This is a genomic window from Nocardia sp. NPDC004718 (assembly GCF_053601535.1).
On the sequence record NZ_JBSGCA010000013.1, the window covers coordinates 94804 to 106272 of the forward strand.

12 protein-coding genes are annotated in these 11469 nt (G+C 68.2%); 8 read left to right on the forward strand and 4 right to left on the reverse strand.

Features of this window, described 5'->3' with window-relative positions; translation table 11 throughout:
• Nucleotides 1–293: 293 nt before the first annotated feature.
• Nucleotides 294–1190 (reverse strand): helix-turn-helix domain-containing protein, encoded by an 897-nt coding sequence (locus ACWEH3_RS12630; protein WP_450023148.1) that lies wholly within the window; start codon nt 1188–1190, stop codon nt 294–296.
• A gap of 254 nt (nt 1191–1444) precedes the next feature.
• On the opposite strand from ACWEH3_RS12630, the gene ACWEH3_RS12635 reads away from it, so the two are divergent.
• The 4 genes from ACWEH3_RS12635 to ACWEH3_RS12650 all read left to right on the forward strand — a co-directional run bounded on the left by ACWEH3_RS12635 (nt 1445) and on the right by ACWEH3_RS12650 (nt 4585).
• Nucleotides 1445–2278, forward strand: a complete 834-nt coding sequence (locus tag ACWEH3_RS12635; RefSeq protein ID WP_450023150.1) for an SAM-dependent methyltransferase — start codon at nt 1445–1447, stop codon at nt 2276–2278.
• Between the two features lie 26 nt (nt 2279–2304).
• Nucleotides 2305–2772 carry a hypothetical protein gene (locus ACWEH3_RS12640; RefSeq protein WP_450023152.1) on the forward strand — a complete coding sequence of 156 codons (468 nt, stop codon included), beginning with the start codon at nt 2305–2307 and terminating at the stop codon, nt 2770–2772.
• A 173-nt stretch (nt 2773–2945) separates the two neighbouring features.
• Nucleotides 2946–3872: an SAM-dependent methyltransferase gene (locus ACWEH3_RS12645; protein ID WP_450023154.1), complete on the forward strand. Its 927-nt coding sequence runs from the start codon at nt 2946–2948 to the stop codon at nt 3870–3872.
• Between the two features lie 8 nt (nt 3873–3880).
• Complete coding sequence (locus tag ACWEH3_RS12650) at nt 3881–4585, forward strand: DUF6081 family protein (protein WP_356965311.1); 705 nt, start codon at nt 3881–3883, stop codon at nt 4583–4585.
• Nucleotides 4586–4691: 106 nt separating this feature from the next.
• Here ACWEH3_RS12650 and ACWEH3_RS12655 read toward each other — a convergent pair whose 3' ends face one another.
• Nucleotides 4692–4886, reverse strand: a complete 195-nt coding sequence (locus ACWEH3_RS12655; protein WP_355076330.1) for a hypothetical protein — start codon at nt 4884–4886, stop codon at nt 4692–4694.
• A gap of 407 nt (nt 4887–5293) precedes the next feature.
• On the opposite strand from ACWEH3_RS12655, the gene ACWEH3_RS12660 reads away from it, so the two are divergent.
• Both ACWEH3_RS12660 and ACWEH3_RS12665 read left to right on the forward strand, forming a co-directional pair.
• The gene (locus tag ACWEH3_RS12660; RefSeq protein ID WP_450023157.1) at nt 5294–5590 is read left to right on the forward strand and encodes a hypothetical protein; all 297 of its coding nucleotides are present in this window, start codon (nt 5294–5296) and stop codon (nt 5588–5590) included.
• A 431-nt stretch (nt 5591–6021) separates the two neighbouring features.
• The gene (locus ACWEH3_RS12665) at nt 6022–7452 is read left to right on the forward strand and encodes an AIM24 family protein (protein WP_450023159.1); all 1431 of its coding nucleotides are present in this window, start codon (nt 6022–6024) and stop codon (nt 7450–7452) included.
• Nucleotides 7453–7468: 16 nt separating this feature from the next.
• Here ACWEH3_RS12665 and ACWEH3_RS12670 read toward each other — a convergent pair whose 3' ends face one another.
• Nucleotides 7469–9082: a metallophosphoesterase gene (locus ACWEH3_RS12670; protein ID WP_450023161.1), complete on the reverse strand. Its 1614-nt coding sequence runs from the start codon at nt 9080–9082 to the stop codon at nt 7469–7471.
• An 89-nt stretch (nt 9083–9171) separates the two neighbouring features.
• On the reverse strand, nt 9172–9684 hold the full coding sequence (locus ACWEH3_RS12675; RefSeq protein ID WP_450023163.1) for a mycothiol transferase: 513 nt from the start codon (nt 9682–9684) through the stop codon (nt 9172–9174).
• A gap of 214 nt (nt 9685–9898) precedes the next feature.
• Here ACWEH3_RS12675 and ACWEH3_RS12680 point away from each other — a divergent pair, with 214 nt between their 5' ends.
• Both ACWEH3_RS12680 and ACWEH3_RS12685 read left to right on the forward strand, forming a co-directional pair.
• A complete protein-coding gene (locus ACWEH3_RS12680) occupies nt 9899–10234 on the forward strand; it encodes a hypothetical protein (protein WP_450023165.1) in 336 nt (111 codons plus the stop codon).
• A gap of 619 nt (nt 10235–10853) precedes the next feature.
• On the forward strand, nt 10854–11408 hold the full coding sequence (locus tag ACWEH3_RS12685; protein WP_450023167.1) for a hypothetical protein: 555 nt from the start codon (nt 10854–10856) through the stop codon (nt 11406–11408).
• The last annotated feature ends 61 nt before the right edge of the window (nt 11409–11469 follow it).

The window sequence follows — 11469 nt, forward strand, 5'->3', positions numbered from 1 at the left end:
GGTTGCAATGGAGCGATATCGAACCGTTATCTGCTGCCGATCGCATTTCACCGAGTTCTCCCCGACGACAACGGATTTCACGTCACGGAACGAGGATTCGATTCGGAGCCTTCGCTCTCCGCCGCTCCGCGCCGACCGACCGGTTTCCGAGAGCACGACGCGATCCCGCCACCGACAGCACGCGGCGGCGACTCCTCGGTCGCCCGCGACCCTGTTGGCAAACTTCCCGCGCCGAGCCGGCGCACACACGCGGAGCACGGATACCGCACTCCGAAACGACGATCGAGTCAGTCCTATTCGCCCGATTGCGGCTCGGTGAGCAGCCCGCGCAGGAAGCGCACGCTCTCGGCCGGGGAAAGCGCCTCCACGCTGATCCGGTTCATGACCGACATGTACAGCTCGACATCGCGCTGCTTGTCGAAATACAGGGAGCTGGTGAGCTGCTCGGTGTAGACGATGTCGGGCAGCTCGGGCTCGGGAAACCGGAGGATGCTGAACGGGCCGCCCGCGGCGGAGTGCCCACCCGCCGCATACGGCAGCACCTGGATCCGGATGCTGGGACGGTCGGCCATCGTGACCAGATGCTCGATCTGCTCGTGCAGCACCTCCACCCCGCCGACCGGCCTGCGTAGCGCGTTCTCGTCGATGACGGCCCATAGCGTGGGAGCGGCGGCACGGTAGAGGATCTGCTGGCGGCGCATGCGAATGGCGACGCGGCGTTCGGTCTCGTCGGTGTTGCCCAGCTGGATCACCGCCCGCGCGTAATCGGCGGTCTGCAGCAGCCCAGGGACGAACTGCGCCTCGTAGGTGCGGATCGTGGTGGCGGCCTGTTCGAGGCCGATGTAGGTCTCGAACCACGCCGGGAGCAGATCGCTGTAGTGCTGCCACCATCCCGGGTCGTTGGCCCGCCGAGCCAGTTCGAAGTACGTTTCGCGTTCAGCGGGGTCGACAACTCCGTAAAGGTTCAGCAGGTCGTGCAGATCGCGTTCCTTGAACCCGGTCCGGCCCAGCTCCAGCCTGCTGATCTTGGCATGCGATCCACGGATCGCGTCGCCCGCCGCCTCCCTGCTGATTCCGCAGCCCTCGCGCAGCTGACGCAACCGGCTGCCGAGCGCGATCCGCAGTACCGTCGGACCGCGTTCTGCCGCAGGGAATTCGGCGTTGTCACCACTGTCCTCGTCGTTGGTCATGCATGCCTCCGGCCGATCGGGGGTTAGACCGCGCGGCGTAGTGCCTCCACCATCACAGCTGTCGGAACGTCGGCTGACGATCCTACTCGGCCGCACGCAGACGCCGGCCCGGACGCGAGGGCGCGCCGTGAATCGGATACGCACGAATGGATTCGCAAGAGCGCCAACGCAATATCCGGGCCGAATTCCCCGGCGCGCCGAGGCGGCTGTGCGTAGAGTCGCCCCCGACGGTGGCCACGCGGAGGAGGAGCGCCATGACGTCGGCAGAGGGATCGACCCGACTAGCGGGTGTGGACCCGGAGATACCCAGTATCGCACGGGTGTACGACTATGCCCTCGGCGGGACGGACTGGTACGAGTCCGACCGGCAGGTGTACCAGCGCTTGAAGAAGGCGGTGCCGCACCAGGACGACGTCGGCGCCGCGAATCGGCGCTGGCTCGAGCGGGTGGTCCGGTACGTCACGCGGTCGGCGGGTGTCGACCAGGTTCTCGATCTGGGCAGTGGGCTGCCCACGCAGAAGAACACCCACGAGGTCGCCCAGGAACTCGGCGCCGAGGTCGCGGTGGTCTACGTGGACAACGACCCGATCTGCGCCGCGCGCGGGCGCAAGCTGCTGGAAGCCAACGAACGTACCCACTTTCTCGACCTGGACCTGACCCGGCCGGACGACGTGCTCGACGACCCCGCGGTCAACGGCTACCTCGATCTGACCCGACCGGTGCTGCTGATGCAGTGCGGCACCTTGCACCACGTCGACGACGATCGGGACCCGGCGGGCATCATGCGGCGGTATATCGATCGCCTCGCTCCGGGGTCCTATGTGATGATCAGCCACTTCTTCGATCCGGCCGCCGAGAGCGAACAGCTGCACGCGCTGGCCAGACTGGCCGAACGAGCACTGCACGACGGGGGCCTCGGCACCGGACGCTGGCGCACCCGCGCGGAGATCCAGGCTTTCTTCGACGGATTGGAAATGGTTCCACCGGGATTGGTGGAACTGCACGAATGGTGGCCCGGCGGCCCAGCGCTGCGCACGCCGTGGCCGGATGAACGTCTCATACTCGGCGGCGTCGGCCGCAAAACCTGAACCCGTCCCCCACCACGGAGCCCGACATGACATCGAACGACGTGCGGATCACCGATCAGGACATCCAGGACAAGCTGACCGGTGTCCTCGGCTTCACCAGCATCGACCTCGCCACGTCGAAAGCGGGCGTGAACTGGTGCTCGAACGCGTTCTTCGCCGAGCTGAACGGCGATCCGTTCCGCTTGACGCTCGTGCTCGAGTCGAGCGGACGGACGTTGGACGGCTTGCGCGCCAATCCCAGCGTCGGAGTCAAGGTCGTCCCCGACGGATTCCTCAACCCCTTCGCACAAGGCCTCGGCACGGCCGTGGTCCGCACCGGCGCGAGCGAGCGGGAGGAGACGTTCCGGACGCTGTTACGGAAGGAGCCACAGATCGAACCGTTCTTGTCCACGCCCATCGAGGCGGTGGAGGTGCACATCGACTGGTGGCGCGTGACGCATGTCCAGGGCGGGTGGCTGCCCGGACGGGTGCTGTACCGGCCCGGCGCGTCCTGAGTCATCGCCCGCAACCGATGAATACCGACCGGTTCCCATGCGGGGTCGCGCTCGGCAAGACCGCCATCGGTTCACGAAAGCAGCACTGGCCGAATACATCCGCACGGATTGCTCCCCGATTCGGCGGTCCCTAGGCTGGTGAGCCAGGCGACGGAAACTAGAGAGAGGTCTCCATGTCCGATCCCGCTCCCCAGACCGGTGTCCGCGCGCCGGTAGGCGTGGACACGACACGCGCGAGCATCGCCCGCGTCTACGACGCCACCCTCGGTGGCAAGGACAACTACGAAGTAGACCGCTACGTACGCGACCGAGTAGCCGAAGTCGCACCGCGGCAGAGCGACGTGGCCCGCATGAATCGCCGCTGGCTGCACCGCGTCGTGCGCTATCTGGCCGGGACCGTCGGCATCGGCCAATTCCTCGACATCGGCGCCGGTCTGCCCACCGTCGGCAACACACACGAGATCGCGCAGCAGCAGAACCCGACGGCGCGCGTGGTGTACGTCGACAACGATCCGGTGTGCAACATCCACGGCCGCGTACTGCTCGAACGCAACGAGTTCACCCATTTCGTGCCCGCGGATCTGACCGCCCCGCAAACCCTGCTGGCGAACTCCGAGGTGACCCAGCACCTCGACCTCACCCGGCCGCTGGCGCTGATCCTGTGCGGCATCCTGCATCACGTCGACGACGATCTCGATCCGGCGGGGATCATGCGTCAGTACATCGATGCGCTGCCCGTCGGCTCCTACGTCGCGATCACGCATTTCTACGATCCCGCCGACGGCGGCGAGGCGCACGAGATGGCCATCGAGCTGCAACGGCGTTTCACCGAAATGGGCCTGGGCTCAGGGTGGTACCGCACCAGGGAGCAGATCGCCTCGTACTTCGGCGATCTGGAACTGATCGAGCCCGGTCTGGTCGAACTCGACGACTGGTGGCCGATGGGGCCCGCGCTGCGGCCGCGGCTGACGGAGGAACGTCTGCTACTCGGCGGCGTCGGCTACAAGTCCGGATCGTCGAACGGCGTCGTGACCCCCCTGCGCCGCCGGGCGACCGAGGACGACCTATCGGATCCCCCGAACGAATCGGCTGAAAGGTAACCGCCGCGATGATATACGACGACCTGAGCGGACCGGATCTACGCGAAGACCGGTGGCGCTTCCTCGAAGTCCCCCTCGGACCGGACCAGACGTGGCGCTACGCCGACCCGGCCGCCCGCACCGAGGTCGGCGAGGGCGCGGTATCGGTCCGGATCGACGCCTTCACCCGATCCCACGCCGAGGTCCAGATTCTGGACAACCCGAAGCATCTGCTGGTGTCGACCGAAACGTTCGATCTCACCGGCGGACCGCGGACCTTCGCGGTGGAGCTGGCGGCGGAGAACATCGGCGTCACCGGTGAGGACTACCGGGACGGCTTCGCCGCGTTCAACGTCCTCGACATGAGCAGCGCCCAGGTCTTCGACCTCATCGCGACGAGCAGGCACGCGTACGCCATTCACGAACGGCTGTTCGTGCCGGGCGTCGTCCCCGCGGAGGAGGCGTTCACCCACGTCGTGCACGCGCCCTTGGCAGGGGTCGACATCAAACCCGGCGAATTCCACCGCTACAGCGTCACCATCGACCGCGCCGCGGGAACCGCCGGCTGGTACGTCGACGACATCCCGGTGTACACCACGCGCGCGCCGCGGTTGCCGGAGACGGTGCAGATCGGTTTCGGCATCATCACCCTGCATCCGATCGAAGACGGGCGCAGCACGTCGCTGCGCGGGCAGGGCCTGCACGCGTCGTGGCGCGACTTCACCGTGGCGTGACCGGATCCCGGCCTTCGGGCCGAATCCGCCGGAAAAGGACGGCGCCCAGCCACACTCGGCTGGGCGCCAGGGTCGCCACCGCCCGCCGGGCGGCCGTTGCCGCCGATCAGACGCTCTCCTTGCGCGGCCATTCGACATTGCGCGGGCGGGCGTACTCGTCCGCCAGGGCGTCGTCCTCGTTCATGTCGTACTCGTAGTCGTATTCGTCCGACTCCGCACGGCGGCGCGGATCCCACACCATCGCCACGGCCGACACGGCCAACAAGGTCACGACAATGGCCGCGATGACTACATAGAGCACGTCTTCCACCCTCCTGAAGTAGACCGAACAGCACGCAGCCGTGCCGGATAAGCAACGCGCACAGCTTGTTTCACACCGCTGGCATAGTAAGCCGGGCTGCCGGAAACCGGACATTCCGACGGCGGTTACCGACCGGTCGCCCCCGGATGCGGGCCGGTCGGCAACTCCTGCCGAATCCGCGAAAACGCCTCCGCGAATCTTCAGCGTCGCTTAGGCTCGTCACCGTCCCGGTGGCTCCGGGACATCCGGCGCGGCACCGCACGCCCAAGCGTGCCGCGATCGCTGGTGGTAGCGGTGGGGTTCACCCGAATAGATGAACCTCGCCGTCCCCCATTTTCTATGAAATCCAAAGGACATTCAGCGGGAATCACCCGCATTGGGCATCCTTCGAGCTACCGTCTTCGGTCATGGACGACATCGAACTGCAGCCACCGACCGTCGCCTCCGCCAAGCAGACCGGCCTGGTCCTGGACATCGCCGCGCTCGACATCCACAACCCGCTCGCCCGGCCGGGCGAGATCACCTATCCCTATGTTCGCTGCACCGACCACCGGGTTCTGCGGCTACCCGAGCCGTTGCACCGGTGGGCCACCGAAACGATCGCCCTCAACCACACCCAGCACGCCACCGGCGCACTGCCCCTGTTCCCCGGACAGGTCGAGTTCGGCATCCTCGACGGCACCATGTACGCCGAAGTCCTCTGACCAGCCTCGGAGCCCGGCAGACCCGGCCGGGCTCTTCCGGGTCACGGGGATTCGCCATACCGGCCAGGCGGATTCGGCACCTCCGCTCGATCACTACCGCGCGCTCCCCATCACGCGATGAATGCGCGGATACGTTCCCCGTCTCTCACGCACGGATGGCGATCCGCCCGCGTCGTGGCGACCTCGCGCCGGCTCACGTCGACGCGGGCGCCAAGCGGCGCTGTTGTCGCTGTTCGGTCTGGTCGGCGAGCAGTTGCCGGTACCGCGCCCGACCAGCGAGCCCGGCCCGAGCGAATGGGGCTGCGTGACAAGAAAACGCCTGGTGGCAGCCTATTCCGGGTACGCGTGTGGCGCGGGTTGCGGGTGCACGACACACTGGAGCCCGTGAATCGCATGTCAACCCGACACCGCCGCGGATCGGACGGCCTGCCGTGACCGATCTCGCCCGCGGTGAGAACCGCCCCGCGCCCGGCGACCGGCTGGCGGTGACCGTCACCTGCTCGGCTCCCGTCGACGTATCGGCGCTGTTGCTGAACTCGGCGGGGCGCGTGCGCTCCGATGCCGATTTCGTGTTCTTCAATCAACCGGTCGCCCCGGGCGTCACCTACCGGCACGGCCAGGGCGCGGGCGACGTGGTGGACATCCAGACCGGCGCGCTGCCCAGCGACGTGGACCGCGTCGTGGTCACCGCGAGCCTCGACGGCAGCGGGCCACCGACTTTCGCCGCCGCGGGCTCGCTGCGCGCGACCATCGCGTCTTCGTCGAGCACACTCGCCTTTCCGATGACGGGCTTGAGCACCGAGACCGCCGTGGTGTGCGTCGAGATCTACCGCCGCGGCGGCGGATGGAAAGTGCGTGCTGTCGGCCAGGGGTACGACAACGGTTTGGCTGGTATCGCAACGGCTTTCGGTGTGAACATCGATGATGAACCGGCCCAGCCGACCTCGTCACCCGCTCCCGCACCGGCATACCGACCCGCGCCGCCCCCGGCACACCACCCTGCGCCACCTCCCGCGTACCAGCCCGCGCCCCCGCCCGCCTACCCACCGCAACCGGCCTATTCGGCGCCGGTCGCCGCGGTGCCGCCGCCACCGATGCCCTCACCTCAGCAAGGAGCGCTGCCGATGCAGAGCGAACTGTTCGCCCCCAGCCACGCCGAAGTCACCGGCGCGGGCATCCAGAAGCAGGGCGGCAAGATGATCAAGGTGGCCGTCAACGGCGAGGTCATGGCTCGGGCCGGATCCATGGTCGCCTACCAGGGCGATCTGCAGTTCCAGGCGCTCGGCGCGGGCGGGATCGGCCGGGCGATCCAGCAGCGGTTGACCGGTGAGGGCGTTCCGCTGATGAAGGTGTCCGGGCGCGGCGACCTGTTCGTCGCCAACGGCGCCGCCGACGTGCACACCATTGATCTGGACGGCACCGACGGCCTCACCATCAACGGCGCCAATGTGCTCGCCTTCGATTCGGGCCTGCGCTACGACATCCGGATGGTGCAGGGCGCCGCCGGATTCGCGAGCAACGCCGGGTTGTTCAACTGCGTCTTCACCGGCCGCGGCCGCATCGCCATCACCACGCACGGTACGCCCGTGGTGCTCAACGTCGACCAGCCGACCTACGCCGATCCGCAGGCGGCGGTGGCGTGGTCGTCGAGCCTGCAGACCGGTATCAAGCGCAATGATTCGTTCGGGCTGGGCAGGCTGATGGGCCGCAGCACCGGCGAGGGGATGACGCTGTCGTTCTCCGGACGCGGCTTCGTCATCGTGCAGCCGTCGGAGCTGCCGCCGGGCGGTTTCGTCGGAGGCACCGGCGGCGGGCAGGAGGCCGGCCAGAGCGGCGGTGTGCTGGGCGGCCTGTTCGGCTGACCCGCGAGTTTCGCGTTCAAGCCTGGAGCGACACGAGTTCCACGACGGTGATGTCCGACGGTGCGCCGACCCGCACCGGCGGACCCCACGCCCCGGCCCCCCTGGAGACGTACAGCTGGGTGTCGCCGTACCGTTCCAGCCCGGCAACGGTCGGATTCGCCAGGGCCGCAAGGTAATTGCCCGGCCAGAGCTGGCCGCCGTGGGTGTGGCCGGACAGCTGCAGGTCGACGCCGTGCGCCACCGCGTCCTCGATCAGCACGGGCTGGTGCGCCAGCAGCACGGCGGTGCGTGTGCGATCGCGGTCGCCGAGCGCCTTGCCGAAGTCCGGGCCCTGACCGGTTCGCCCGCCCTGCACGTCGTTCACGCCCGCCAGATCGAATCCGGGCAGCTCGGCGCGAGCGTTCGCGAGCAGATGCATGCCGAGTTCCTGGACATGCTCCACCCACTGCTCGGCGCCGGAGAAGTACTCGTGATTCCCGGTCACGAAGAACGCACCGTGGCGGGCACGCAGTCCGGCCAGCGGCTCGACGGCCGAGCGGAGGTGTTCGACGCTGCCGTCCACCAGGTCGCCGACGACCGCGATGAGGTCGGGCCGAGTGTCGTTGACGGTGCGCACCACGCGTTCGGCGAAGCCGCGTCCCAGGATCGGGCCGAGATGCACGTCGCTCACCACCGCGACGCGGAACCCGTCCGCTCGGCGCGGCAACTTCGCCAGCGGCACGGCGACCCGCTTCACACCGGGTCCGTCGAGCACGCCATGGGCGCCGATGCCGACCGTGGTCGCGGCCGCGGCGACGGCGGCGCCACCCATCACCCGCGCGACGAAGACACGGCGCGGCACCCGGGTCGGCGGGGACTCGGCCGGAGCGGTCGTGCCCCGCGGGGACTCCGGAGCGGAGACGGTTGTCGCCGAGGTGGAACCGCTTTCCGCTGAAGACTCCAGCTCGGACCCGGCCCTCGCCGGCGACTCCGGCCCAGCCCCAGCTCCAACCGACGACTCCGGCGCTGACCCAGCTCCCGCTGACGATTCCAGCCCAGACTTGGGCCCCGGCAACGACTCCGGCGCTGACTCGGCTCCCGCTGGGAACGCCGCCCCGGACCCCGCTCCCGCCGACGACTCGGGCCCGAGCCCAGCTCCCGCTGGGAACTCCAGCTCAGACCTGGCCCCCGCCAACGACTCCTGCACGGGCACGGCTTCCGCCGAGTAATCCGACCCCGACCCAGCTCCCGCCACGGACTCCGACGCGAACCCGGTTTCCGCATATGTCTTCGGTTCGCGTAGCACCCGGCCTCGATCAGACCAGCGCAACGCCAAAGCTCGAATCGGCTCGCCGGCCACCAGCGCGAGCAGCAGGTATATGAACAAGGCGCCCCACAGGTAGCCGGGCCAGGCGATGATCCGGACCAACGCGAACGGAGCGGACGCCAACTCCGCCACCGTCGTGCCCAACAGCAGCAAGGGTCCTGCCAAAACAATGGCGGTGCCGACGCGACGCGTGCGGGAACCCGCTGTGGTCGTGTCCCGCACGAGTCGCCGCCATATATACCAGTGCGCACCGACCACCGTGAGCACGACGACTCCCACGAGAACGAGCACGGCGAGACCGACCAGAACACTCTTCACGACCACGGCGGCACTCTCTGTGAACCTTCGGCTTGCTCGGCATCAACTTACGTCACAGCGCGGGCCGCGCAGGGCCGGTGACTTCCCGGTGCCGGTTATCTCGTTCGTTCCAGCAGGCCGCGCAGAAACGCCGCTTGGCCCGCGTGCTGCAGATCGTCCGAGATCACGCTGACCAGCCGCACACCCAGCGTCACCGGCGGATCCCATCGGGTGTCCACGACGCGGTCCAGATCGCCGTCCACCAGCCCCCGGACGAAGCGCAGCGTCTGTTCGTGCACCGCGTCGTAATACCCCGTGAGCAACTCGGCCGGCGCTCGGACCACCGCCACGTCGGCAGGCTGGTCGCCGTAGCCGGTCGCGCCCTTGTCGATGGGTAGACCGAAGCGGTCGTACCAGCCGTGGGCGGTCCAGACCTGCTCGATACCGGCCACATCCGCGATGTGGTCGTCCTGCACACGAGTCAGATGCCAGATCAACCACGCGATCGAGTTGGCGCCCGCATCGATGCGGTGAGCGAGGATGTCCTCCCCCAGTCCGTCGACCGCTTCGTGCACCACCTCCCTGATCCGCTCGTATCCGTCGGTCAGCACGTCGGCACTGGTCGCCATCAGTCGACTCCTCTCGAGTGTCCGCTGACCCGACGGTACCCAGCGTGACCGCCCGGCACGAGCGCCGACATACGCGCCGCGAATTTTCGCACGACCGAACCACATTGAACGTACCGTTATTCAACGGTACGATGCGTGGTGGTGAGATTGGGTCGATGACCTTTCCGAATCGGTCACCGACCGGACGATGACGTACCGAAGTGAGGAAGTACCGATGATTCACGACGTCGAGACCGGACGCGCCCGGCGAGCGGTTGTCCGCGTGGCGATGGTCGCCGCGCTCGCACTGACCCCCGTTGCCGCGGCCGCCGTGCCCGCGGTCGCCGCACCCGCTGTGGCGCAGCCGACCGTTACACAGACGGCTCAGGCCGACGAGATCCACGGCGGCTGGCACCGCCACGGCGGGTGGGGCCACGGCGGCTGGGGTGGCTACGGCGGGTGGGGCGGCTACGGCGGCTACTGGGGTAGCCCGTTCGGCTACTGGGGCAGCCCGTTCGGCGTATGGCCCGGCATCGCCTGGCTGCTGCCCGGCTCCGGTAGCGCGTTCTGAGCAGAAACGATCCCCGCATAGTCGGCCAGGTGATCCCGGCTCCGCGCGGCATCGTGAGCGCGGAACCGGAATCATCTGCCGCCGTGGGCGAGACGATCGCCGGTCTCACTGCGCTGCCGGCATCCCTACGCTCGAGGTATCGGCGATGGCCCGCGGGATGAGCGACGCCGCGACAACCGCGGCGGCGGCGAAGGTGCAGAAGCCCAACGGGTGACCGTAGCCCGCCGCGATCAACCAGCCCGTTGTAGCCCGCCTTGCGCATCAAGGTCGGCAACCAGGTGTTGAGGCCGTAGACCAGCAGCGCGCAGCTGTCCCTATCGACTGAATCAGTCAGGGAACCAGCAGTTTTCCTGAAACAACCTCGCTCGCCTGATCCAATATTGATGCCCCGCAAGTCAATAGCACATATTTGGCAATCGGTTGCATCGTATCGACGAAACAACCAGTGTCCCGGCACAATTCAAGCGCGCATTGCTCGCGAACACAGCACGGATTTTTCCACGGAATTCGCAGAACGATTGCTTCGGGAATCCACTGCGGCCAGAATGGTGGGGCCGAGAACCGGCATCTTGGGGATTCGTCGGCACTCGTGGCCGACACGACTAAGTGGGGAAATACGATGAGAGTCAATAGATTCGCCGCAACCGCCCTACTCGCGGTCGGGGCCACCGGAATCGCGACGGGCGTCGCGCACGCCCAGCCCGCGACGCCCGCGCAGGTCAGTGTGCACGGTGTCGAGCAGGGCCTCGGTTTCACCTCGGCTCCCGCCGCCGACGGGACAGGGGTGGTCACCACGCTCGACGCGGGCACCTTCGCGTTGACGGCCGACGCCAGGGCGGTCGAGCTGCGGAGCGAAACGGGACAGGTCGTCGCGACGCTGCCGCTGACGTTCCAGGCCTCCGGCGCGACCCACGGGCTGGCCCCCGCGATCACCGACGCGGGCCGCACCCTCACGGTGACGCCGGTGGGCTCGCCCGCCACCACCGAGCGCCTCAACCAGTTCGTGGGTGAGGACGAGACGCTCGCCCGCAAGCAGTACAACGCCGGGATCGGCGCCCTCATCGGCGCGGGGATCGGCGCCGTGCTCGGCTTCTTCCTCGGCGGGGTCGGCGCGCTGGTCACCATCCCGATCGGCGCGGGCATCGGTGCGCTGATCGGTTTCTCCACGCCGTAGTCGGCCGGTTCGGTGTGGGGGCCCCGCCGCGGGGCCCCCCCCCGCCACCCCCCCGGGGGCC